Below are 24,059 nucleotides of genomic sequence, written 5' to 3'. Positions count from 1 at the left end.
TTTGCATCACGGGAATTCTGATCTTCTCGATCAGTCCGGCGCGTCGAAATCGGGGGTGAAAGCTGCGATGTTATAGGCTTCCAGTCGCGCGGTCGGCGCATCGGCTGCGTCGAAGCTCAGAATAGTCGCAGTGCCTGGTGTCACCGGGACGACGCGCGACGGCGGCAGCCCCAGGAAGGCATGGCAGGCAGCGCGAATGACCCCGCCATGGACGATGGCGAGCGTGTCGCCGTTGCATCTTCTCAGGCAGTCCCTGAAGCCCTCGACGATGCGAGCGCAGAAATCCGCCCATGGCTCGCCCTGTGACGGCGTGAAAGTACCAGCGCGCCAGGCCGTATATTCGTCGCGCCGCTCCGCCTCCAGCTCGTGCTTGATACGGCCGGTCCAATCGCCCATGTCGATCTCGCGGAGGCGGGGGTCCAGAGGTGCATCCGCATAGCCAAGCAGCTTGGCCGTCTGGCGCGTGCGGCCAAGATCGGAAGCAACGACGTGATCGGGCGCCATGGCCTTGGCAAAGGCCGCGAAGCTCTGGACCTGCCTTATCCCACGGGCCGAAAGCGGCGCGTTGTCATGGCCCTGGAGCCGGTGCTCGGCATTCCATGTCGTCTCGCCGTGCCGCACCATTACCAATCTCATCAGTTGATCCTTTCACCAGACATTGCAAAAACCGCGCTCGGCTCACCCAGGAAGCTGAGGCGTATGTGGTCACCGCTTGAGGCTCGGAAATATCCGTCGGCCATGGCGGTCAGGCGCCGGCCGCCCGAAAAGGCCGTCACCATCGTACGGCCGGCAATCGGCGCCGCCTCCTCGAAGCGAGCCGTGATCGCTGGCCGTCCCGGCACTTCGCCGACCATCAGGTCGTGGGCCCGGTAGAGAAGCTGTACGCCGTCCTGTGCTGCGGCGCGCCTTGCATCGGCCAGCCACTGGCCCTCATAGACAAGGCCGTCGCCACTTTTCGATACTTCGATCAGATTGGCCGGCGGCGTGCCGAGGAAGGTGGCTACGAAAGTCGTGCGCGGATCCTCCAGCAATTCAAGCGGCGCACCGAACTGCTCGACCCTGCCATTGTTGAGGACTGCGACGTGGCTTGCCATGGTCATCGCCTCGACCTGGTCGTGGGTGACATAGACGGAAGTCGCACCCGTTGCGCGGTGGATGCGCATCAATTCGCTGCGCATCTCGATGCGCAGCTTTGCGTCGAGATTGGAGAGCGGTTCGTCGAACAAAAGGATGCTCGGCTTGGGGCCGATGGTGCGGGCTATCGCCACGCGCTGCTGCTGGCCGCCTGAGATCTCGGCGGGGTAGCGTTCCTTGAGTGACGAGATGCCGAGCAGGCCAAGCACTTCCTCGACGCGTGCAGCGCGATCGGCCTTGCTCAAGCGCGCCACCTTGAGCGGCCACTCGATGTTGCCGGCCACGGTCATATGTGGCCACAGCGCGTAGCTCTGGAACACCAGGCCGGCATTGCGCGCGCCGGCATCCGCCACCAGGCCACGGGTGCCGTCAGAGACGGTGCGACCCATGAAGGTCATTTCGCCAGCGCTCGGCGTCTCCAACCCAGCCAGCATGCGCAGCAGGGTGGACTTGCCGCAGCCCGAGGGGCCGACCAGCACCAGGAAAGCGCCTTGTGGAACCGCGATGTCGACATTGTCGACTGCGGTGAAGCCGCCGAAGCGCTTTGTGATGTTGCGGATCTCGATAGCCGGTACGGGCTTGCCGTTTGCGATGCTCATGCGGTTTTCCACTTCTGGACGCGATTTTGCAGGCGGTGTGCCAGCAGGGTGGCAACGACGCAGAGGACGAGGATCACCATGGTGATGGCGTTGGCGAATTGCATGAAGCCTTCGGACGCATAACGGTAGGCGAGCATGCTGAGCACCGGCGAGGTCGCAGTGAACAACAGCACCACCAGCGACAGGTCCCGCACGATCTTGACGAAGACCAGAAGCGCCCCGGCCAGCAGGCCGCGAATGGCAAGCGGCATGATGATCGCGCCCATGCGGCGAAAGAAGCCGGCCCCCGTCAGCCGCGCGCTTTCCTCGATGTCGGCCGAGATCTGGCCGAGCACAGAACGACCCGACTGCACTGCATAAGGCAACAGGTGGGCAGAGGCAGCCAGAACGAGCAGCAAGAAGGTGCCGTAGAGAGAGGGCAGGGGGCCGATCGGCGCGCCGAAGAGCGCGATATAGGCCGCGGCAAACGCGATGCTGGGAACGAGAATGGGGGTGAAGGACACCTGTCCGAGCAGGGTTGCCAGCACCGTTCCCTTGTTGCGGGCGATCGTATGGGCAAGCGCCAGGCCGAGCGCCATGGTCGTCAGGGCCACTGTCACGGCGAGCTTGAGCGTCGTCCACAACGCTTCAATCAGCACCGGATTGCGAAAAATCCCGGCCTGGCCTTGCGCCATGTCGGTACCGCCTTCGCCGATCCAGAAATGCGTCGTCCAGTTGGAAAACAGCGAGCCGTTCTGAAGGGCGAAGCTCGAGGCGGTGAGGATGATGGCCGGCAGGAAGGTGGTGAGCAGGCACATCAGAACGGCCACCGCAAATAGCGGCCAACGCCACTTGCCGAGCGGAAAGCGCTTGGTGCGGCCGCCCTTGCCGGTGACGGTGACATAGTTCTTGCGCCCGGCGACGACGCGCTCGCCGGTCCACAGGAAGGAGGCGGAGACAGCGATCAGAAGCAGTGCAATGACGAAACCACGCTCGGTCTGGCCGGTTTCGATCATGCCGAACAGGCGGGTCGAAAGTGTCTGCATCCTGACCGGCAGGCCAAGAAGGGCAGGGGCCGCGAAATTCGACACGGCACCGGCGAAGGTGAGTGAAGCTGCCGCGATGAGGGCCGGTGTAACGACCGGCAAGATGATACCGAAGAAGATACGCGAGCGCTTGGCGCCCGCGACTTGTGCCGCCTCGACTAGGTCGGCGCCGACCGAGCTCAGTGCAGCCGAAATGACAGTGAAGGCGAGCGAATAGTAGTGTGCAATGAGCACGATCAGCGTCGGCACCAGGCCCCAGGCGAGCCAGTCGGGCACGATGTAGCCGTTGGCCTCGAAAAAGCCGACCGAACCGCCAAGCCGGCTGTTGCGGAACAAGGCACCCCAAGCAAGGGCTGCGGCGAAGCTCGGGATCATGAAGGGCAAGGTGGCGAGCAGGCCGAGCGCCTTGCGGGCCGGAACGTCGGTCAACACGACCAGCCAGGCGAGGAAGCCACCCATCAAAATGCAGCCGGCAGCAACGCCGACGCCCAGAAGGACAGTGTTCCAAAGGGGCCGCCACCAAAGATTTTCAGACATCTTGCTGACGAGCACGTCGCGCCATGCATCGACCCCGTCGGCGGTGAGCGTGGACAGCACGATCTTGATCAGCGGAGCGATGACGAGGACGGTAACAATGAGGATCAGGATGATCGGAACGAGCGTGTCGGAGCGCAAAAAGCCTCTCCGGGACAACATGGATGTTGCGACGGCGGACATGACAATCTCTCTTGCAGGATCGGCGGAAGACCGTTGGCCGTCACTCGCGACGAGTGACGGTCCGGGCGGATAGGCCGAGGCGGGTCGGTGCGGCGAGGCACCGGCCCGCGAGGTCTCATTGCAGCGTCAGCACAAGGTCGGCGATGCGCTTGCGGGCAGCAGCCGTCTTGACCGGGTCGATGCGCCAGGCCTTGAGCTCCTTGAGCGGCACCGAATCCGGGCTGTCCGTCACCGTAGGCCGCACGGCGTAGTCGCCAGCCACGTTGAAGGGCTCGAAGCCCTTGCCGCCCGTCGGCGAGTCGTCGCCCATCATGAAGTCGATCAGCAGGCGCGCGGCTGCCTGGTTTGGCGCCTTGTCGACCAGCGCCAGCACCGCCGGGAACAGGATGCCGTTGGCCGGCTCGACATCATTGGCAACCTGCAGAGCCCAGCCTTCCTTTTCATTGTCGCGACGGTCGGAGTAGGTGGCGAAACCGACTGGCGGATTGGTCCCGGCCTTGTCGCCGATGGCCTTGTTGATGGCATCGGAATTGGGCACCAGCACGAGGTCGTTATTGAACAGGTCGCGGATGAACTGTTCGCCCGCGCCCTCGAGATCGCTGTCAACGGTGATCGGCTTGCCGAACTGGGCCTGGTAGGCCTTGGCCATCTCGTCGGGATGCAGGGAGAACTCGACGAGCAGGTCGAGCAGTTCACCGCGCTGCATTGGATCGACCATGAGAACGCGCCCCTTCCACTCCGGCGTGGTCAGTTGCCACAGGTTCTTGACCGGCGAGCCGTTGGGGTTTGCTGCCTCATTGTACATCAGGACCTTGGTCGACAGGCGCTGGGTCAGCAGCGGGGTCTTGTGCTCGTCGGCAAGCTCGCCTGCAACACGCGGCGGAATGTAGGGATGAACGCGGTTGGTCTTGACCAAGTCTTCATAGACCACCGGCGTGTCGGCAATGTAGAGCACGTCGACCGCATTGACGCCGGCGTCCTGCTCGGCGACCACGCGGGCGATCTGCTTGACCGAGCTCATGTCCAGCCCGACAAGATCGATGCCGGGGTAGGCCTCTTCAAACGCCTTCTCGATCTTGGCGATGCGGCTGGACAGCGAGAAGACGGTGACCTTGCCCTCTTTCTGCGCCAGCGGCAGCAGTTCCGCTGCACTCATGGCGTCGAGTTCGGCCGCACTGGCGGCGATCGGAAGCATCGCGACGGCCGCAACCATCGCCAATTTCATCGACTTGAGCATGTTTTCCCTCCCAGGTTTTCTCAATCGAATTCTTCAAATAGTCCGGACAGTCGCTCCAGTGCGCCCATGACGCGCGTCTGGTGGCGGCTGGCAATCGTCAGAAGGACGGCGTTGACGATGGCGAAGGGCACCGTCGGGGTCTGGAACTCGCTGCCCGAGCGGCCGCGCGGCGCCGCCAGAACCAGATCGGCTTCGGGCTGCATCATGGTGCCGGCAAGGTCGGTAACCAGCACGGCCTTGGCGCCCAGCGAGTGGCAGTGCTCGATGAGCGGGGCGTAGCCGGCCGGCTGCTTTCGGAAGGCCAGAGCCAGTACGAGATCGTCCTTCGACATGCCAACGACGCGCTCGGCGATGTCTCGGCCGCGTCCCTCGAGCACGACCGTCGTCATACCGAAGCGGTCCAGCCGGCGCCTGAGAAAATGTGTGATCGATTCCGCGTGGCCCTGTCCGAACAGGAATACCCGCTTGGCATCGACGATCATGTCAGCTGCCTTGTTGATGCTCTCCTGCGAGACGGCAAGCCTTAGATGCTCAAGCGCTGCGATCTCGCTGCCGATCAAGTCGAGCAGGAAGTCGCCATGCTCCACCTTGGCAACCGACCGCCGCATGCGCTCGGCCGCATCCTGACTTTCGACCAGTTCGCGCTGAAGCTGCGAGCGCAGTTCGGGGTAGCCCTTGAAGCCAAGCTTCTGGGCCAGCCGGGTGGTTGCTGCTTCGTGCACGCTGGCGCGTTCGGCGAGCCTGGCGCTCGACAGGAAGGCAGCCTCGGCCGCGTTTTCGAGCAGTGCCGATACAAGCCGCTGGTCGGCCTCGGTGAGGCGGGTCGAATGACTCTTGATGCGATCCAGCAGCGTCATCATCTTGCATCCATATTGCAGATGATTCATACATCGCAAGGTGTCTTGCAGTCAAGTGCAAAGCTGTGCAAGGCAACCCTGTCGATCTTGCAGTCGACTGGCACGGCGAAATGAGGAGATGCCCGAATGGGCGCGTCCGCAATGGCTGGGCGGGCGATCAGTACGGCCCGCGTACCTTCATTTGTACTTCATGTAGCCGACGAAGCCGGTGATCTTCCAACGATCGCCGGCCTTGCGGCAGAAATACGCCGTCTGCCAGTTCAGCTGGTCCACGCTGCCGTCGGCGCGCCTGATGGTGCCGTCGAATTTCTTCCGCGCCACCGCGACGTCACCGTTGATGTCGATCTCGTCGAGGCGCGTGGCGCGGAAGATACCGTCGGCAAGAGACTCGGCATAGGCGACTGCCGCCGACTCCGCCGCCTGGCGAAGCCATTCGTCGCGATAGACTGAAAGGGCAGGGAAAGCGGCGCTCCAATCGTCCGGATTGAGCGAGTTGTGGGCGTGGATGCCAAGGAAGCGATGTTCGTCGAAATCGTCGGCGACCATGCCCCAGTCCTGCGAGACGAAGGCCGCGATGTCGCGGCGGACGAGCATGTCCCAGATCGCAGCGCGGTCTGGATCGTTGGCAAATGGATTTTCAGTAGAATTCATGTCAGTCACCTTACGGCAGCGTGGGGTCATATCCGGGTCGTTCACCGCGCCCGCTTCCGCAGGAACGGCTATCAACGCCGGTGCGAAACTTCGCGATGACCCCTTCCATATGCCGGAAATCGGCTGGCCCGAATACCGGTGCGACTGACGGAAGCGCGTCGATTCGACGGCTCGTGCTCAGATCGGTGTGGTTGGAGCCATACCGGCAAGGAAGGCTGAATCGAGTGGTGTTTCACCGAACCAGTTGATGCGATTGACGGTGATGCAGCCGGCGTCGATGGCGCTGTTCTCGTCGCCGTCTACAGTGGTGCGGTCGCGGCCGCGCGGCACGACGAGAACGGTGCGGTCGCCATCCTGCTCGATCACCTCGGAACGGCGGGCGATCTTGTCGCGGCCGATGCGCGGCTGACGAATCTCGGCGGGCAATGCCTGGGGCAGGTTGATGCTGAGCCAGTGGCCTTCGAGCGCCCATTCGCCCCGCTTGTCCCACAGCCCGGCAATCAGGCCGCCGAGCCAGGCATCGTCGCCGGGGCGGATTTCAGGCGACTTGACCTGCGAGAAGCCGATGGCCGGAATGCCCCAGAAGCTGGCTTCGCGGGCGATACCGAGCGTGCCGGAATAGGCGAGATCCTCGGCGACGTTGCGGCCGTCATTGATGCCGCCGAGAACGAGATCGGGCCGCTCATCCCCGGTGAGCAGCCAGGTCATGGCGGTGATCACGCAGTCGGCCGGCCGGCCGGAGCAGGAGTACCAGCGTTCGGCGGTGCGCCGCATGGTGATCGGTTCGGCCATGGTCAGGGAAGGGCCGGCCGCGGTGTGCTTGCGTTCGGGCGCGACGACCCAGACGTCGTCACTGATGGTGCGCGCCGCGGCCGCCAGACGGGCAAGGCCGGGTGAGTCGATGCCATCGTCGTTGCAAATCAAGATTCTCATGGCGGTCCTCAGGAAACTAGGGTGAAGCTGTCGCCGGTGCGCAGGTCGGTCCGGAGCGAGGGGATGTGCGGCGCAAGCTCGGCCAGGGCGGCGGCCGGGCAGGAGTGGCCGAGCGCGGGCGGCCGGCCGGCGCCCTCCCAGATGGCGAGATTGCCCGACAGCGTCGGGTGCGTCGGCATGCGGATCCAGCCGGTGCGGCCCGCCGCGTGCAGAACCTCGCCGGGGGAGCCCGCCGGCAGGTGGCCGGTCAGCAGGATAGGATAGCCGGCGGCATCCGCCAGCGGCAACAAGACCGCCGAAGGCCCGGCCTTGCCCATTCCGTCATCCGCGAGCAACGGGCAGGGGGGCAACGGCTCGCCTTCATGCCAATCTGCGGCTTCGGCAAGGCGGCGGCGCAATCGCGGCACGACCTCGGAATGAAGTGCTGCGGTTGCATCAATCTGCGCCGACAGTGAGCGACGCATGCCGGCATGGATGGCAAAGGGCCCTTGCAGCAACGCCATCAGCTCGAGCGAGCGTCCCGAGAGCGGCGTCGGCAACAGGCAGCCGCCGGGATGGGCTGCCACCCATTGGGCAATCGCCCGCGCACGGTCGGAGCCAGCGACCGGGTCGGCGCCATAGGAGGCATCGAACACCAGCAGGTCGCAGCGCGGCATCGGGTCCATGACGAATACATTGCTGTCGGGGACGACGTCGGCCGAATAGACCACGCGGCGGCTGCCATCGTCGACGGCGAACCAGACGCCGCCGACCACATGGCCGGAGCGGCCAGTCACCACCGTCAGGCCCCCGATGGAGAGCGTATCGCCGGGCTCGAAAAGCTCGACCTGCTCGGCGGGAAACGGAAACCGCGCGAGGTCGGCCGGATCGGCGTAGGCTTCGAGCGTTGACGGCGCCTCGTCGCAGGTCTCGGCGGTCATCAGGATGCGGCCCCGGTAACCTTGCGAAAGCAGCCAGCTCAACGCGCCGACATGGTCTTCGTGGGCATGCGAGATCAGGACCGCGTCGATGTCGCCGACGTTCCCCGCCAGTGCCGGGTAGTATTCGGCGCCAGCCGCGCCGACCTTGATGCCAAGGTCGAGCAGGATACGCCGGCCGCCACCGTTGACAGCAAGGCTGGTGCGGCCCTTTTCGCCAAAGCCGCCAAGCAGGTCCATCCGCATCGTCATACCGCCTCGCCGCCTGAAATGAGCCAGCCGGAGGCGATGCGGACGCGTGCCCGGGCACCCGCCTCGTAGGGATTGGGGTCGGGCTGCTCGAAATGCAGGGTCACCGAAGGGGCGGCATCGGGAACGAACTCGATCCGTGCCACGCCACCCTTGTAGACCGCGCGCTTCACGACACCATCGATGCCGGCCTCGCCGGCAGCCGTGGCTGCGATTTCGGGCGCGCGGCAGCAGATCTTGGCATTGTCGCGCGGCCTTTCGCCGTTACGGCATCGGACGACGATCTCCTGGCCCAGCACGCTGACGCGGCAATGGCCGCCTTCGGCGGCGGTCAGCACCTGCGCCGGCAGGACAATGCCCTCGGAGATGAAGGAGGCGACCATTTCGTTGGCCGGCTCGCGATAAAGCTCGCGCGGGGCGGCAAGCTGGGCGAGGCGGCCGTTATCCATGACCGCGATCCGGTCGGCCAGCGCCATCGCCTCGGCCTGGTCGTGGGTGATGTAGACGATGGTCGTGCCGGTGCGCTTGTGAAAGGCGGCGAACTCGTCCTCCATGGCGGCGCGCAGGTGGACGTCGAGATTGGCGAGCGGCTCGTCGAACAGCACCAGCGAGGGGGCCGCGACCAGGCAGCGGGCGAGGGCGACGCGCTGGCGCTGGCCGCCGGACAGGTTTGCCGGCCGGCGATCGCCGAAGCCCTCGAGATCGACCAGCGCCAGGGCATCGGCCACCTTGCGCTTGCGCGTCTCGGCATCGACCTTGGCAACTTTGAGCGAATAGCCAATGTTTTCGGCTACGGTCATGTGCGGCCACAGCGCGTAGTTCTGGAAGACGATGCCGACACGCCGCTTTTCGGGCGGCACGCTGCCCTGCGCGTTGGAGACGATATCGCTGCCGATGCGTATGTCGCCGGAAGTGACGTTTTCAAAGCCGGCGACGAGACGCAAAAGCGTGGTCTTTCCGCAGCCCGACGGACCCAGCACGGCGAGGAATTCGCCATCCTTGACCTCGATCGACACATCCTTGACGGCATCGAAATCGTCAAAAGTCTTGGTGACGCCGTTGATGATCAGTCCCGCCATGGGAGCACTCCGCTGGGTAGGTAGGCGGCGAGCAGATTGGCGAGCAACATGAGGACGAAGGTTATCGTCACCGTGATCACCGATATTGCCGACGCATAGTTGGAATCGCCGCCTTGTTCGAACGAGAACATCAGCACGCCGATGGTCTCCGATCCCGAGGACCAGAGCAGTGCCGAGACGGTGAGTTCGCTTAGGGCGGTCATGAAGATGAGCAGGCCGCCGGCCAGCGCAGCCGGCGCGACAAGCGGGAAGACGATGGTGCGCATGCGGGTGAACAGGCCCGCGCCGCCGATGCGCGCGGCCTCCTCGAGCGCCCGGTCGATCTGGTGATAGCCAGCTATCGTCGGCCGCAGCGCCAGCACCAGGAAGCGGGCGAGATAGGCATAGAGGATGATCCAGATCGTGTTGTAGATCTGGATGCCGGTAAGCGGGATCGGCTTGAGGAACAGCAGCAGCGAAGCGATGGCCAGCACCACGCCCGGCAAGGCGTAGGGCAGTTCGACGGCAAGGTTGAGGTACTTGACCCACTTCTTGCCGCTCCAGGCGACAAGGTAGGCAATAGGGACCGCGGCGAGAACGGCGAATGCGGCCGTTCCGAGCGACAGGACGAAGCTGTTGAAGAACGCCCGGCGTGCCGAGGCATATTCGAACAAGACGAAACGATAGTTGTCGAGCGTGGCGGTCGCGGCATTCAGCGAAATGCCGTAGCCGGGCACCAGCGAACTGAGCAGCAGGCCGAACATCGGCAGGACCAGGATGAGCACGATCAGGCACCACATCATCGCCTGCACCGGCAGCCGCCATTTGCCGAGTTCGTAGGGCTCGGCGGAAAGCGATGTGGAGCTGATACGATAGTCGCGGCGTCGGCTCATCACCTCCTGCGCCAGGATGCCGGCCATAGCGATGATGCCGATGAGCACCGACAGGAAGGCGGCGTCACCGAGTACGGCCGGACCACCACCAGCGAGACGTTGGTAGATGAGGGTCGGCAGGACGAGATAGTTTGCCGGGATGCCGAGAAAGGCCGGGATGCCGAAATTGCCGACGCAAGAGACGAATGCGAGCGCGGCCGCGGCCACGATCGACGGCGTCATCAGCGGCAGGACGATGGTCCGCAGCACGGTGAACCAACCGGCGCCGCTGGCGCGGGCTGCTTCGACGAGTTCGCGCGGCAGCTTGCGAAGGCCGGCGCGGACCAGCAGGAAGACCAGCGGCCCGTATTGCACGCCGAGCAGAAGGATGATGCCTTCGGGTGAATAGAGCGGGTTGCGGCTGCCGAGCGGCGGCGCGATGCCGAGCAGTTTGAGAAAGGGACTTGCCGGACCGAACAGCTGAAGCCAGGCGAGTGCGGTGACCTGCGGCGCGATCATCAGCGGCATCACGTAGCACAGTACGAAGGCGCTGCGGCCGCGCACATCGGTGAGCGTTACGACGATGGCGATCAAGGTCCCCAGAAACACGGCGAGGGCTGTGCCGAAGAACCCGACGACCAGTGTGTTGCGGGTGGCGATCCAGGTCATCGGGTTGGTCAGGCCGGCATTGATCGCCGCAGTGGAAATAGTTCCGCCAGGCGCGAAGATCTCCTGGATGAGCCGTGCCATTGGCAGAATCGACAACAGCACGATGAGGGCGACGACCACCGCCGTCATGGCCGTTTCCTGGCCCCGACCCTGTTTCAGCCTGACTGACATTCGCTGGTTCCGGAAAAAGGTCGGCCTTCGCCTTGCGGGCAGCCGAGCGACGCTGCGCGCCGCGTGGTTTCAATGCTGGAGGATGCCCCCGGGAGGCCGCGCGGCCTCCCGGGTCACGACATCAGCCGCCGAACAGTTCCGAGAACTTCTTCTTGTCGGCTTCGATCTTTTCGACGATTTCCTTGACGTCGAACTTCATGACCTTGACGTCCACGCCCTCGGGCAGCCAGGCCGGCCGGCCGATGGCGGGCTTCGCCGGCAGGTAGCCCTGTTCGAGGGCGAGCTTCTGGCCTTCATCCGACAGGATAAAGTCGACGAACTGCTTGGCGCCCTCGATATTCTTTGCCGTCGAAAGGATGGCCACCGGCTCCGTCACTGCCGGCACGCCCTCGGATGGGAAGACGAACTCGACGGGCGAGCCCTTGGCCTTGGCGTTCATCGCCATGAAGTCGACCAGGATGCCATAAGGCTTTTCGCCGCTGGCGACCGACTTGAGCACCGCACCGTTGCCGCGCACGCTGATGGCGTTGTTGGCCTTCAGATTGTCGAAATAGTCCCAGCCATATTCAGCATTGCCGGTGAAGCCGGAGAGCAGATAGGCGGCAGCGCCGGAATAGAGCGGGCTCGCCATGATCAGGCCATCGGCATAGGCAGGCTTGGCGAGGTCGGCCCAGTGTTCCGGCTTTTCGGCGGCGCCCGTGTTGTAGGCGATGCCGGTGGTGATCAGCTTGGAACCGAAATAGGTCTTGTCGGCGTCATAGGAGTCGTCCGCAAAGCCGTCGACCTTGGCCTCGGCGTAGGCCATCAGCCGCGAGTCCTTCTTCAGCAATTCCATGCTGACGGCGTCGGCGATGAGGAGAACGTCCGGCTGCGGGCTATTGGCGGCGAACTCGGCCGCGAGCTTGGCCAGGATGTCGCTCGTGCCCGAACGGTAGATCTGGACGTCGATGTCGGGGCGCGCCTTCTTGAAAGCCTCTACGGTCTTGTTGGCGTCGGCCTCCGGCTGAGACGTATAGAGCGTCAGTGTTTCGGCGTTGGCCGCACCGGCGAAGAGCGTCACTGCCAAGGCGAGCTGGCTTGCGGCCAGCCTGACAAATTTCGAGTTCATGAAACCTCCTGTTTGTGTCCACTAATGGCAAGTCGGCTTCATATCCGCCGCGCCACGACCTCCCTACACAGCGCGTTTGACACTTGGGTGACAGAACGCTGACACATTTATGATATGATCATTTGTTGCCAGTCAAATACAAATGATCATATCGCGGTGCGAAATTTACGGTGTCCACAGGCATCGCCCAGACGCTCTTCGGCACTTGCAAGCGGCGGAAGAACAAGCATTCTTTGGAATCGAATGCACGAGGGGAGGACACGTCAGCATGCGCACGCCAAAGGGGGCATCGACGGAATCCGGCGCGACGATGGTCTCGTCCGATCTCACGGTGAAGACGGCGTGGCTGTATTATGTCGAGGGCCTCACCCAGGAACAAATCGCCGAGAAACTGAAGGTCAGCCGCGTCAAGGTCATGCGAACGCTGGCGGCCTGCACGGCCGACGGCGTGGTCGTGACGACCATCAATGCCCAGACTGCTCGGCAGGTGGAACTCGAGCGAGCGCTGGAGGAGCAATGGGGCCTCGACGCCGCCATCGTCGTGCCGACGCCTTCCGGCGAGGAGCACCTTGAAAAGGCAATCGGCCACTCGGTGGCGCTCTATCTCGATGCGCAGATGCAGGACGGCATGACGCTGGCGATTGGCGGCGGCGCTACGCTTCATTCGAGCATCGCATTTCTGAGCCGCAAGCACCTCAGGGACGCCAGCGTTGTGGCACTGGTCGGCAGCCTGCCGCATTCGCAGTGGATCAACCCTTCGACGGTAGCGGCCAAGGTAGCGGAGGCATTCGACGTCGACAGCTACCAGATCACCGCACCTGTCATCGCCCACAGCCAGGCCCTGCACGACCTCTTATGGACGCAGCCGGAACTGATGGACGTGCGCAAGCGAGCGGCTCAAGCAGACATTGCCCTGCTGACGGTTGGCGAGATGTCGCCCAACGCGACCATCTTTCGCCACAACATCGTGCCGCAATCTTTCATCGCCCCGCTGAAGGCGAAGGGAGCGGTGGCCAACATGCTGTGCTACTTCATCGATGCCGAGGGAAAGATCGTCGACCACGAAGTCAATGGCCGCGTCATGGCGATCGACCTCGAGGCTGTCAGCGCTGTTCCCAATCTGGTGCTCGCGGCCGGCGGCAAACGAAAGATTCCAGCCATTCGCGCTGCCCTGAAGGCCGTGAAGGCCAATGTGCTCATCACCGACAGCGACAGCGCCGCGGCACTGATCCAACCGCGCTAAGTCCCCAAAAGGGAATTCCAGCCTAGATCAGGCCCCTGTCGCGCAGGAAATCCTCGACACCGACATGCGTCATCGATTCGAATTCGGCGATGGCTTCGGCCATCTTGCGGCGCTGGGCCGCAAGTAAGGTGAAGACCTGCCGCATCTCGCCAGACACACCGAACCGGCCCCAGCGCTCGGCGATATGAGCGGGAAGGCCGATGTCGATGCAAAAGGCCTCGAGGCTGTCATAGCCGAGTTCCGCCACGAAGGCCTTGGCGGCCTCCGGCGACATGCGTTCTTCGACGGCATGATCGTGGATGCGCTGGACCAGCAACCTGAAGTCCGAAGGCGACGTGCCCATGACCTTGCCAACCAGGGACCGGACGTTCGAGGGATGGAATTCGGGCATAGCACCTCCGATGACGACCAAGACCGGTGGGCCGGTCCGCCGCCAAATTGTTCTTTCATCGCCACAACGATGCCGCGCGCCGTCATGGACGACAATGCCACGATGGCAAGCACGAGAAGACCTTGTCAAGGCAAGGCCGTGACGATCGCTCGCAGAGCAAGGCGTTTCCCGCCTGTCAGGGTGATCAGACAAGCGGGGAGGCAAGTGCTCGCCATTGCATCGGCCGAGATGCCCGGCGCGATCTAGCCGAAGGCCTGCAGATTGTGCTGCAGAGACCGAAGGAGCTGCGCCAGTTCGGGCTCCGCGATCAGATCGACCGCTTCATGGAGAGGCCGCCGGCACCGCTGCCGTTGATGCCTCTCCGGCCAGTTCAGCAGGGTTCCATGCACTTGCAGGCTGAACAATGTGACATCGCACGGTTCCACAGTGCCGTCCGCACGCTGCTTCATGTAGCGATAGCTGCCAATCGGCATGGAATCAGGCTGACCGACGACACCCGCCTCCTCGAACGCTTCGCGCGCCGCCGATTGTGCCGGTGTTCGTCCTTTAGCGAGCCAGCCTTTCGGCAGGATCCATCTGCCGCGGGTGCGCGAAGTGATGAGGACCACTTCGAGTTTTCCGCGGCGGCCGACGCGCCAAGGCAGGGCGCCATATTGCTGCAATACCCCGCCATCGGCCGCAGTGTTGGCCGACCGCGCGCCTGACATCAGATCAGTCATTGCCAACCTCCCTCGCCTTGAACGTTTAGTGCTACCGCGCTTGGACGGAAGGGCCGTGTCCGATGCCACTGTCGGGCGGGTGACCGTGATACCGGCGACTTGCACCACGGGCATCGCGATGCGGCCCGGGGAAGATCACGATTACAGGAAAAGCAGGCCGGCCTTGGGTGAGGCAGTCTCAAGGATATGCTCCATCGATGCGACGCCGATGGCATCGCAGAAAAAGGGGCCGCATGTAGTAAAAAATATCCCGGAGCAGAATTTATGTGCGGCGTTCAGGATTCAGAGAACCAGCCCCGGGAAAAACGGACTGCTTTTCCGGCCAACCTCGAAATCCTGATGAACGTTTCCATGCACATAAATTCAACTTAGTCTAAAAGTATGTCATTTCAATAGTGCGACTTACACAATTATAAAAATTGCTCTTTCCTTCCAACGATTTGACTTTCCAGAAAATCTGGCCATGATCCCACTCATGAGCAGGATTCTCTTCCTCCCGTCCTCCTTTAGGAGCCGGCCCCAAATAGGCCGCTAGCCCTGGTCCGGCACGTCGCCGAAGCGACGCCGGGCCAGGGCCCCCAAAACAATTGACATTTTTCAGTCTGCTGCAGGCCGTGCGCGCATCCCACGCATGTTGCCGAAATTGCAGACGCGCGTGAAAGGTAGCCGAAATGGCCAAGAAGAACGGCAATCGAGAGATCCGCAAGCCCAAGCAGAACAAGGAAAAGAAGACCGAAGCGCTGTCGATCTCCGAACTCAGCGCACGAGCGGGAAGCCCGGCAAAGAGAAAATAGCCAGCGCGATCTATTACGTAGAGACCGCAGCAGGCACGGCGAATTCGACGGTGCCTGCTGCGGATACTCGTATCATTACAACCTGAGCGAAGTGCAGCCCCTACGCGTTTGCCATCATTTCGCGCGCGATCAGCAACTGCTGGATCTGGGAGGTGCCTTCATAGATGCGGAACAGGCGGACATCGCGATAGAGCCGCTCCACCGGATACTCGGCCATGTATCCGGCGCCGCCGTGAATCTGCACCGCGCGATCGGCGACGCGGCCGACCATCTCCGAACAGAACAGCTTGCAGCTCGCTGCCTCCCTGACGATGCGCGTGCGCTGATCCAGCAGCCTTGCCGCGTCCAGCACCATGCAGCGGCCGGCATAAGCCTCGGTGCCGCTGTCGGCCAACATCGCCTGGATCAACTGGTGCTCGGCAATCGGCTTGCCGAACTGGACGCGGTCTCGGGCAAAGCCGGTCGCTTCGGCGATTAGCCGGTCGGCCGTGCCGACGCAGATCGCGGAGATGTGCAGCCGCCCGCGGTTGAGCACTTTCATCGCCGTCTTGAAACCGACGCCCGCAACGCCGCCGATGATGTTTTCGGCCGGCACGCGGCAGTCACGCAGGTAGACATCGCAGGTTTGGGTACCGCGCTGCCCCATCTTGCGGTCCGGCTTGCCAAACTCCAGCCCAGGCGTGTCACGCTCGACGAGAAAGGCCGAAATGCCAGAAGCGCCCGGCCCACCGGTGCGGGCCATCAGCGTGAACACGTCGGCAACCGGCGCATTGGTGATGAAGCGCTTGGTGCCGTTGAGGACATAGTGGTCGCCGTCCAGCCGGGCGGTCGTGCCGACCGAGGCTGCGTCGGACCCGACATCGGGCTCGGTCAGCGCGAATGAACCGATGATCTCGCCCGACGCCAGCCTGGGCAGCCAATACGCCTTCTGCGCCTCGGTACCATCGACAACGATACCCTGCGAGCCGATGCCGTTGTTAGTGCCGATGACCGACCGGAAGGCCGGCGAGGTACGGCCGAGCTCAAACGCGATCAGCACCTCCTCCTCCATCGTCAGGCCGAGACCGCCATATTCTTCCGGGATCGAAAGACCGAAAAGACCAAGCTCGCGCATCTCGTCCACGATCTCCGGAGGGATACGGTTTTCCTCTTCGACGCGCGCTTCGGCCGGCACCAGGCGCTCTTTTACGAAGCGGCGAACGGTGGCGACCAGTTCATCGATGGTGGCTTGGTCTCGGATCATTGCAGTCCTCCAGTGCCATGGCGGCCGCTTTCGGCAAGCAGTCCTCAGGCACGGTCAAATTGTTGGTTCGGATCGAAATCGCACAGGCTGGCGCTAGCTTCAAGAAATAATGAAACTTAATTCCACAAATCACTTTCCGCGCAATCTAGATCCGGCGTTGCCCGCATCCACAACTCGCTGGCACTCGACACTCGTTCAGACAGTCGATCAGCGGCCTTTGAAGTCTGGCTTGCGCTTTTCCCTGAAAGCCGTTGCACCTTCGAGAAAATCGTCGGTACCGAACACGACTGCCTGGGCAGCCTCCTCGCGCAGCAAGAACGCTTCGAGCGAGTCACCCTGCGAGTGATTCAGGAGTGCCTTGGTGAGGCCTAGCGATACCAAAGGGCCATTCGCCATCTCGGCTGCAATTTGGATTGCTCCGTCGAGAAGCTCATCTCGCGGAAGCACACGACTGACCATGCCCATCGACATCGCCATATGCGCATCGACGCGGCGACTGGTCATCAGGAAGTCCTTCGCATGCGCAAGGCCGACAAGGCGCGGCAGGTTGTAGAGGATGGCAAGGTCCGGCAGCACTCCGACCTTGGGAAATCCGGACATGAAATAGGCTGTGTCGGAAGCGACCACGATGTCGCCCATCAGCGCGAGGGATGCGCCGGCGCCAACCGCGGCCCCGTTCACCGCCATGATTACTGGCTTGTCGCTGTTGACCAGCAACTTCATCCAGCTATGCGAGGACCTCATGCGCTGTTGTACGGCAACAGTCCGCCGATCCATGTCCAGGCTGCGCAGGTCGCCGCCGGCGCAGAAGCAATCGTCAGTGCCCGTGACAACAAGGCTTTTGAGTCCGTCGTCTGCAATGAAACGCGCCGCCTGTTCGGCGAACGCCATCTTCAGTTCCGCAGTGAGCGGATTTCGGATCTCCGGTCTGTTCAGCCGCCAGACCGCGACGGGGCCATGGGTATCTACCACAAGGGGCTGGCTGCTCATTCTTTGCCTCCGCAAGTGATGTGATGACCTGGAGCGCTTTCGACCCGACCGTGACGCTGCACATCAAGCGGCCTGCCTTCGTCCGGGAGAGCCGGGAGCACACAGCATTGAACTAGCTGTCGGCTCAACCAGGCTGATTGGCCGATGTTCCTTCCAGTTGCGCCTTGAGCGAAACGACGAGGCCGACCAATGACGGGCCGATTTGCGCGTGCGTTAGTTCGTTGGAGATGATGTCGGCAATGCCGCCACAGGTGATGGCAATCGGCGCTGAACCATCAGCCGGACGGAACGGTACGCCTATCGCGCGGATATAGGGGTACCAGGCACCAAAGGATGTCACGTAGCCAAGCCGCGCATATACCGCGACCGCCCGCTCGAAGGCGGCGGCAATGTCGGCGGCGCAATCAGGCTCGGCCGACTGTAGTCTTGCGACCAGTTCGGCACGCTCCTGCTCGTCGAGCCCAACGGCATAGGCCAGGCCCATTGCGGTTTTCCAGATCGGCAGATGCGACCCTGGATCGAGCATCAGGCTGACCGGGCTTTGGGACCGGCAGTTGGAAAGGTAGACCATCTCGAGCCCGTCACGCGTGCCCAGGGCAACTGCAGCTCCCGTCTTGTCAGCAAGCGATTGCATGAGCGGCCGTGCGATATGGACAACCGCGCTCGAACTAAGGGCTGAATAGCCAAGGGCAACCGTCGCCGCACCTAGGCTGTAGCGTCCGAGCCCTTCATCGTAGTGCAGATAGCCCAGCGCGGTCAGCGTATAGGTGATCCTTGACACCGTGGCTTTCGGCAGCCCGGTGCGCGCGATGATGTCCTGATTGCCGAGCGGGCCGTCGCCCGCTCGAAACGCACGGAGCACATCCAGTCCGCGCACCAGCGAAGTGGAAAGCTGTCCGGCTTCCGCATCGCCTTCCGCCGGATCTTTGATGACTCTTTTTCGCACGACTAGTCCCTTCGTGAGCGCTGGTTACTCTGTTGGTGCTCTTTTCCGCGAGCGCAGTCAAAGGGCATGGAGAAAAATATGAAATTAAATTCCGTATATGTTGACACTTCGGCCTGACGCCTGTCAACTTGATGAAAGTCGGCATGCTCGGGAAAGCACCGGATGCGCGCCCCTGGTCCGGCTATGCGACGTTCTGGGAGGGACACGCACATGGCCCGATATGTCTTGCGCCGCCTCATTGCGATTCCCTTTCTCGTTCTGGGCATCGTCACGATAGCGTTTTTCATCACCTCGATAACGAAGGGTGACCCGCTGACCGCGCTCGTCTCCGAGCAGCAGATGGGCAACCCAGAGGTTGTCGCGGCGGCCAAGCAGCGCTGGGGTCTCGATCGCAGCCTGCCGGAACGATATCTGATCTACGTCGGCAACCTCCTCAGCGGCGACCTGGGCACGTCTTTCATCACCAAGCGCAATGTCGGCGTCGACATCATGTCGCGTCTGCCGGCCACCTTGGAACTGGTGATCGCAGCGATGATCGTTGGAACCACGCTCGGCATCGTGCTCGGCGTCCTTGCAGCTTATTTCCGCAACAGTCCCGTCGATCACGGCGCGCGATTGTTCGCGCTCTTCGGCTCGTCGCTTCCGGTGTTCTGGTCGGGGCTCGGGCTGCTCTTCATCTTTTCGGTCAAGCTTGGCTGGCTTCCTGGTCCGGGGCGCATCGACGCCCGGCTCGAGCTGCCTCCCAACATCACGGGCTTCCTGACCATCGATTCTCTGTTCGCCGGCAACATTAAGACCTTTGCCGACGCGCTATGGCACCTGCTGCTGCCGTCATTCGTGCTTGGATGGACCGTCGCCGGCACGATTTCACGCCTTGTGCGCGCCAACATGCTCGACGTCATGAACCGTGAGTTCGTTTTGACCGCCCGAGCCAAAGGCGCTGGCGAGTTCAGTGTCGTCGTCCACCACGCCTTGCGCAACACCATGGTGCCGACCCTGACCATGATCGGCTATTCCTTCGCTTATCTCATCACTGGTGCGGTCCTGACCGAAACGATCTTCGCCTGGCCGGGAATGGGCTCCTACGCCGTGGAAGCTGCCCGCGCGCTCGATTTTCCGGCCATCATCGGGGTGACCATCGTCGGCGGACTGGCCTTCCTGGTCACCAACCTTGTCACCGACATCGCCTATGTCGTCGCCAATCCCCGTGTCCGGCTCGGCTGATCCAGGAACCAAGCGATGTCGCTGATCATCAACAGACCGCCCCGCCCTGACATGCTTCCGCAATGGCTGACCGTACCTCTGACAATCGGCACCATGGTCATCCTGTTCTGGGTCCTGATGGCTCTGTTCGGCCATCTGGTCACCCCCTACGATCCGCTCGACATGGTCGGGCGACGGCTGCAGCCGCCGAGCTGGGATCATTGGCTCGGCACCGATGCACTCGGTCGTGACGTACTGACGCGCACGATCCACGGTGCGCGCCATTCTCTGCCAATCGCAGTGCTGGTCGTCGTCTCGGCCGTCGCCATCGGCTCGCTTCTCGGTGCCATTTCCGGTTTTGTCGGCGGCTATACCGGCGCTGCGATCATGCGGCTGGTCGACATAACGCTTTCATTCCCGCCCATGCTGCTTGCGATGGCAGTGGCAGCCTCGCTTGGACCGGGTCTCGGCAACGCCGCCATAGCGATGGTGCTCGTCTGGTGGCCGATCTACGCTCGCCTGATGCGCGCGCAAGTGCTGGAAGTAAAGGAGCGCGAGCATGTCGAAGCTGCCGTCGCTGCCGGCGCAAAACGAGGACGCGTGCTGTTCAGGCATATCCTGCCGCTTTGCTGGACCCCTATTCTGATCAGCGCGACGATGGATCTCGGTCAGGTGGTGCTGCTTGCCGCCTCGCTCTCTTTCATCGGCCTTGGCGCCACCCCGCCAACCCCGGAGTGGGGTTCGATGATTTCCGACGGCTCGGTGCATTTCTATCAATGGTGGATCGCATTCGGCCCCGGCGTGGCGATCCTGACCATCGTGCTCGGCTTCAATTTCATCGGCGACGGGGTGCGAGACATCCTCGACCCACAGTCTGAGTGACCGTCATGACCCACGACAAAGCAACGGGCACGGAAAACATGGCGGTGCCTGAAGCAGCGCTCCTCACGATCCGCAACCTGCGCGTCGGATTTCGCAAATCGAGCCTGGCCTTCGAAGCGGTGCGCGGCATCGACCTGGATGTCGCAAGGGGTGAAGTGCTCGGCATCGTCGGCGAATCCGGCTCGGGCAAATCGGTGGGCATGCTCGCCGCGCTCGGCCTCACCGCGAAAAACACCGTCGTCAAAGGCTCCGTGCGATTCAAGGGCGAGGAACTGATCGGCAAACCAAGTTCGGAAATGCGCAAGATCCGGGGCGCCAGGATTGCGATGATCTTTCAGGATCCGTTCTCTTCCCTCAACCCGGTGCTGACGGTCGGCGCGCAGATCGTGGAGGCGATCCGCCTCCATCAGACGACCATCACGAAGAAGCAGGCGCTGGCTCGGGCTGTCGAGTTGCTCGCGCTCGTTGCGATCCCGCAGCCAGAGCGGCGCGTCCATCAGTATCCGCATGAGTTTTCCGGCGGCATGCGTCAGCGCGTGGTCATTGCCATGGCAGTTGCCAACGATCCGGACCTGCTGATCGCCGACGAACCGACCACCGCGCTCGACGTCACCGTGCAGGCACAGATCCTTTCGGTCCTGCGGTCCCTCCAGGAGAGGCTGGGACTGGGCCTTGTTCTGATAACCCACGATCTCGGGGTGCTCGCCGGCCATGCCGACCGGGTAGCCGTGGTCTATTCGGGACGCGTCGTCGAACGGGCCGATGTCCGGCAATTGTTCGCCGATCCTCGACATCCCTACACCCGCGGCTTGATCGCTTCCATTCCCAAGCTCGAAGCGACGCGTGAGCGTCTGTTTTCCATCGACGGCGCGCCGCCGACCCTGGGCCAACTGCCCCGCGGCTGTGCGTTTCATCCGCGCTGCAGCCATGCCGTCGAGCGCTGCCGCAGTGACGATCCGGCGTTGCGGGTCGTTGGCAACGGCCGGCTCTCGGCGTGCCATTTGGCCGAGGCACTGCCATCATTCGGCAAGGACCAGCCGATGGCTGCGGAACTCGGGAGTGTCGTGCGATGACCGCTCCAGCCCAAGCGATCCCGGCGCCAGACGCCCTGGAGGCGAAACCCGCACTTTCTGTACGCAACCTCGTCAAGGATTTCCCGGTCCGCGGCGGACTGATTTTCGACCGGGCTGTAGCGCATGTTCGCGCTGTCGCCGATGTTTCCTTCGACCTCGCACGCGGCGAAACGCTCGGCCTCGTCGGCGAGTCGGGCTGCGGCAAGTCCACACTCGGACGCTGCCTGCTGCGATTGATCGAGCCAACAAGCGGCGAGACCTGGTTTCGGGGCAGGAACCTGCTCGACCTCAGCGAAGAGGAAATGCGTCGGGCACGACGTTATATCCAGCTGGTCTTTCAGGATCCCTATGCTTCGCTGCATCCGCGCATGCGCATCGAGGCAAATATCGCCGAGCCGCTTCGACTGAGCGACCTCTCAATGCCCGAGCGTCGGGAACGAGTGGCCGAACTTCTGCAACTGGTTCGTCTCAACCCCGAGCATGGACGCCGCTATCCTCACGAGCTTTCCGGCGGCCAGCGCCAGCGCGTCGTCATCGCCCGCGCTCTGGCTCTCAATCCCGAAATCGTGGTTCTCGACGAGCCGGTCTCGGCACTCGACGTATCGGTACAGGCGGGCGTGCTCAACCTGCTCAAGGAAATCCAGTCCTCCCTCGGCACATCTTACGTCTTCATTGCCCACGATCTGTCGGTCGTGCGCCACATCTCGCATCAGGTCGCCGTCATGTACCTTGGCAAGATCGTCGAGATCGCGCCCGCCTCCGAGCTCTATTCCAACGCCATGCATCCCTACACCCAGGCGCTGCTGTCGGCAGTCCCGCGGGCGGATCCGGAAACAGAGCGGAGCCGCAAGCGCATCGTGCTGACCGGCGATGTGCCGAGCCCCCTCAACCCGCCGTCGGGGTGCAGGTTCCGCACGCGCTGCTTCAAGGCGCAGGCAATCTGCGCCTCGGCCGAACCTCCGCTATGCACGCTTGGCGGAAAGCACAAGGTTGCCTGTCATTTCCCTGAACCGGTCACGGCAAACGCGGCATGAAACCGTCGGGCTGCGGCCGGCACCGAATTTTTGACAATAGGAATGCGATCTTGAACGAAAACACTGCCTCCGCTGCAAAAGCGGATACCAAGAACCGCGCGCGTCTGCCGCTCGAAGGTATCAAGATCCTGGACCTCTCGCGCGTGCTTGCAGGACCATGGGCCACCATGAGCCTCGCCGACCTCGGCGCCGAGGTGTGGAAGATCGAAAACGTCGACGGTGGCGATGACACGCGCGCGTGGTCGGTTCCAAACTACAAGGGCGTCAGCACCTATTTTCTCTGCGCCAACCGCGGCAAGCAGAGCATTGCCCTCGACCTCAAGAGCGAGGAAGGCATTGCCATCGTGCGCGAGCTGGCAGCGAAAGCCGACGTGGTGGTCGAGAACTTCCGGTCGGGGACCGCCGACCGCCTGGGCGTCGGCTGGCAGGCGCTTCGGCTGGTCAACCCGAAGCTGATCTACTGTTCCATTTCGGGCTACGGCCAGACAGGCCTCGACGCCACGCGGCCCGGCTACGATTTCGTGATGCAAGCGGAAACCGGCCTGATGTCGATCACCGGCAATCCAGAAGGCGAAGCGTTGCGCGTCGGCGTCGCTTTCACCGATGTTGTCTGCGGCATGACCGCAGCGCAATCGATCCTTGCTGCCTTGATCCAGCGCGACAGAACCGGCGAAGGGCAGTTTCTCGATGTTGCCCTGTTCGACTGCGCCCTTAACATGCTGATCAATGTGGGTAGCGGCTACCTCAACACCGGCCAGGCGCCGAAGCGCTACGGCAATGCGCATCCGACGGTCGTGCCGTACCAGATCTTCGAAACATCGGATGGCGGCTTCGCGCTCGCTGTCGGCAACGATCGCCAGTTTGCCGCGCTATGCAAAAAGGTCGTCGGACTGCCGGAGCTGGCCAGCGACCCACGTTTCACGACTGCCAGCGCCCGCGCCAACAATCGCGATGCCTTGATTCCTCCGCTTGCCGCCGTCTTCAAGACCCAGCCGCGCGACCATTGGATGGCGGCCTGCGCTGCTGCCAGCGTCCCCGCCGGCGTGGTCAAGACGGTGCCAGAGGTTTTCGACAGCCCCAACGTCCGCAACCGTGGCGTAGTCCAGACCCTCGATCACCCTCATCTCGGGCCGGTCGCATTGATCAGACCGGCTCACGGCCTCGAGGCACAACAGGACGCTAAGTTCGTCGCACCGCCGCTGCTCGGACAAGACACCGAAACGGTGCTCGCCGACGTGCTTGGCTACAGTGCCGACACCATTGCCCACTTGCGCGAGCAAGGCGCGATCGGCCGCTTCGAACCCATGCAGCCGCTCGGCGCCTGACACTTGCAAAGGTAGAGAC

23 protein-coding genes are annotated in these 24,059 nt (G+C 63.0%); 7 read left to right on the top strand and 16 right to left on the bottom strand.

Features of this window, described 5'->3' with window-relative positions; translation table 11 throughout:
• Window positions 1-30: 30 nt before the first annotated feature.
• The 11 genes from ABSY17_RS01450 to ABSY17_RS01400 all read right to left on the bottom strand — a co-directional run bounded on the left by ABSY17_RS01450 (window position 31) and on the right by ABSY17_RS01400 (window position 12,197).
• The gene (locus tag ABSY17_RS01450; RefSeq protein ID WP_378941452.1) at window positions 31-636 is read right to left on the bottom strand and encodes a histidine phosphatase family protein; all 606 of its coding nucleotides are present in this window, start codon (window positions 634-636) and stop codon (window positions 31-33) included.
• Window positions 636-1,733, bottom strand: coding sequence for an ABC transporter ATP-binding protein (locus ABSY17_RS01445; RefSeq protein ID WP_378941449.1), 1,098 nt, complete (start codon window positions 1,731-1,733; stop codon window positions 636-638). The genes ABSY17_RS01450 and ABSY17_RS01445 overlap by 1 nt, the downstream gene beginning before the upstream one ends.
• Window positions 1,730-3,454 (bottom strand): ABC transporter permease, encoded by a 1,725-nt coding sequence (locus ABSY17_RS01440; RefSeq protein WP_378941713.1) that lies wholly within the window; start codon window positions 3,452-3,454, stop codon window positions 1,730-1,732. The genes ABSY17_RS01445 and ABSY17_RS01440 overlap by 4 nt, the downstream gene beginning before the upstream one ends.
• Before the next feature lie 136 nt (window positions 3,455-3,590).
• Window positions 3,591-4,712: a substrate-binding domain-containing protein gene (locus tag ABSY17_RS01435; protein ID WP_378941446.1), complete on the bottom strand. Its 1,122-nt coding sequence runs from the start codon at window positions 4,710-4,712 to the stop codon at window positions 3,591-3,593.
• 20 nt (window positions 4,713-4,732) lie between these two features.
• Window positions 4,733-5,572, bottom strand: coding sequence for a MurR/RpiR family transcriptional regulator (locus ABSY17_RS01430; RefSeq protein ID WP_378941444.1), 840 nt, complete (start codon window positions 5,570-5,572; stop codon window positions 4,733-4,735).
• Window positions 5,573-5,746: 174 nt separating this feature from the next.
• Window positions 5,747-6,220, bottom strand: a complete 474-nt coding sequence (locus tag ABSY17_RS01425) for a hypothetical protein (RefSeq protein WP_378941442.1) — start codon at window positions 6,218-6,220, stop codon at window positions 5,747-5,749.
• Window positions 6,221-6,397: 177 nt separating this feature from the next.
• Window positions 6,398-7,153 carry a 5'/3'-nucleotidase SurE gene (locus tag ABSY17_RS01420; RefSeq protein ID WP_378941439.1) on the bottom strand — a complete coding sequence of 252 codons (756 nt, stop codon included), beginning with the start codon at window positions 7,151-7,153 and terminating at the stop codon, window positions 6,398-6,400.
• Window positions 7,154-7,161: 8 nt separating this feature from the next.
• The gene (locus ABSY17_RS01415) at window positions 7,162-8,316 is read right to left on the bottom strand and encodes an MBL fold metallo-hydrolase (RefSeq protein WP_378941711.1); all 1,155 of its coding nucleotides are present in this window, start codon (window positions 8,314-8,316) and stop codon (window positions 7,162-7,164) included.
• 2 nt (window positions 8,317-8,318) lie between these two features.
• A complete protein-coding gene (locus ABSY17_RS01410) occupies window positions 8,319-9,398 on the bottom strand; it encodes an ABC transporter ATP-binding protein (protein ID WP_378941437.1) in 1,080 nt (359 codons plus the stop codon).
• Entirely contained in the window at window positions 9,386-11,047 is a 1,662-nt protein-coding gene (locus ABSY17_RS01405; protein WP_378941434.1) for an ABC transporter permease, read from the bottom strand. Before ABSY17_RS01405 ends, ABSY17_RS01410 begins: the two co-directional genes overlap by 13 nt.
• Window positions 11,048-11,210: 163 nt before the next feature.
• On the bottom strand, window positions 11,211-12,197 hold the full coding sequence (locus ABSY17_RS01400; protein ID WP_378941431.1) for an ABC transporter substrate-binding protein: 987 nt from the start codon (window positions 12,195-12,197) through the stop codon (window positions 11,211-11,213).
• A gap of 268 nt (window positions 12,198-12,465) precedes the next feature.
• Between ABSY17_RS01400 and ABSY17_RS01395 the strand changes: the two genes are divergently transcribed.
• The gene (locus ABSY17_RS01395) at window positions 12,466-13,440 is read left to right on the top strand and encodes a sugar-binding transcriptional regulator (RefSeq protein ID WP_378941429.1); all 975 of its coding nucleotides are present in this window, start codon (window positions 12,466-12,468) and stop codon (window positions 13,438-13,440) included.
• A gap of 22 nt (window positions 13,441-13,462) precedes the next feature.
• Here ABSY17_RS01395 and ABSY17_RS01390 read toward each other — a convergent pair whose 3' ends face one another.
• Both ABSY17_RS01390 and ABSY17_RS01385 read right to left on the bottom strand, forming a co-directional pair.
• Complete coding sequence (locus tag ABSY17_RS01390) at window positions 13,463-13,831, bottom strand: hypothetical protein (protein WP_378941426.1); 369 nt, start codon at window positions 13,829-13,831, stop codon at window positions 13,463-13,465.
• Window positions 13,832-14,073: 242 nt separating this feature from the next.
• Window positions 14,074-14,550 (bottom strand): NUDIX hydrolase, encoded by a 477-nt coding sequence (locus ABSY17_RS01385; protein ID WP_378941424.1) that lies wholly within the window; start codon window positions 14,548-14,550, stop codon window positions 14,074-14,076.
• Window positions 14,551-15,221: 671 nt separating this feature from the next.
• Between ABSY17_RS01385 and ABSY17_RS01380 the strand changes: the two genes are divergently transcribed.
• A complete protein-coding gene (locus tag ABSY17_RS01380) occupies window positions 15,222-15,344 on the top strand; it encodes a hypothetical protein (RefSeq protein WP_378941422.1) in 123 nt (40 codons plus the stop codon).
• Window positions 15,345-15,444: 100 nt separating this feature from the next.
• On the opposite strand, the gene ABSY17_RS01375 is transcribed toward ABSY17_RS01380, so the two are convergent.
• The 3 genes from ABSY17_RS01375 to ABSY17_RS01365 all read right to left on the bottom strand — a co-directional run bounded on the left by ABSY17_RS01375 (window position 15,445) and on the right by ABSY17_RS01365 (window position 18,523).
• Complete coding sequence (locus tag ABSY17_RS01375; RefSeq protein WP_378941419.1) at window positions 15,445-16,587, bottom strand: acyl-CoA dehydrogenase family protein; 1,143 nt, start codon at window positions 16,585-16,587, stop codon at window positions 15,445-15,447.
• Window positions 16,588-16,794: 207 nt separating this feature from the next.
• A complete protein-coding gene (locus tag ABSY17_RS01370; RefSeq protein WP_378941417.1) occupies window positions 16,795-17,577 on the bottom strand; it encodes an enoyl-CoA hydratase/isomerase family protein in 783 nt (260 codons plus the stop codon).
• A gap of 124 nt (window positions 17,578-17,701) precedes the next feature.
• The gene (locus tag ABSY17_RS01365) at window positions 17,702-18,523 is read right to left on the bottom strand and encodes an IclR family transcriptional regulator (RefSeq protein WP_378941415.1); all 822 of its coding nucleotides are present in this window, start codon (window positions 18,521-18,523) and stop codon (window positions 17,702-17,704) included.
• A 210-nt stretch (window positions 18,524-18,733) separates the two neighbouring features.
• Between ABSY17_RS01365 and ABSY17_RS01360 the strand changes: the two genes are divergently transcribed.
• The 5 genes from ABSY17_RS01360 to ABSY17_RS01340 are packed head-to-tail and all read left to right on the top strand — an operon-like array spanning window position 18,734 to window position 24,040.
• Entirely contained in the window at window positions 18,734-19,747 is a 1,014-nt protein-coding gene (locus ABSY17_RS01360; protein ID WP_378941413.1) for an ABC transporter permease, read from the top strand.
• Between the two features lie 15 nt (window positions 19,748-19,762).
• A complete protein-coding gene (locus ABSY17_RS01355) occupies window positions 19,763-20,608 on the top strand; it encodes an ABC transporter permease (RefSeq protein ID WP_378941410.1) in 846 nt (281 codons plus the stop codon).
• Window positions 20,609-20,613: 5 nt separating this feature from the next.
• Window positions 20,614-21,681, top strand: a complete 1,068-nt coding sequence (locus tag ABSY17_RS01350; RefSeq protein WP_378941709.1) for an ABC transporter ATP-binding protein — start codon at window positions 20,614-20,616, stop codon at window positions 21,679-21,681.
• The gene (locus tag ABSY17_RS01345; RefSeq protein ID WP_378941408.1) at window positions 21,678-22,715 is read left to right on the top strand and encodes an ABC transporter ATP-binding protein; all 1,038 of its coding nucleotides are present in this window, start codon (window positions 21,678-21,680) and stop codon (window positions 22,713-22,715) included. The genes ABSY17_RS01350 and ABSY17_RS01345 overlap by 4 nt, the downstream gene beginning before the upstream one ends.
• Window positions 22,716-22,762: 47 nt before the next feature.
• Window positions 22,763-24,040 (top strand): CaiB/BaiF CoA transferase family protein, encoded by a 1,278-nt coding sequence (locus tag ABSY17_RS01340; protein WP_378941707.1) that lies wholly within the window; start codon window positions 22,763-22,765, stop codon window positions 24,038-24,040.
• Window positions 24,041-24,059 lie beyond the last annotated feature (19 nt).

This window comes from Mesorhizobium sp. ANAO-SY3R2, from assembly GCF_042466635.1.
GTDB lineage: Bacteria > Pseudomonadota > Alphaproteobacteria > Rhizobiales > Rhizobiaceae > Aminobacter.
This window is presented reverse-complemented; position numbering and strand designations above follow the sequence as displayed.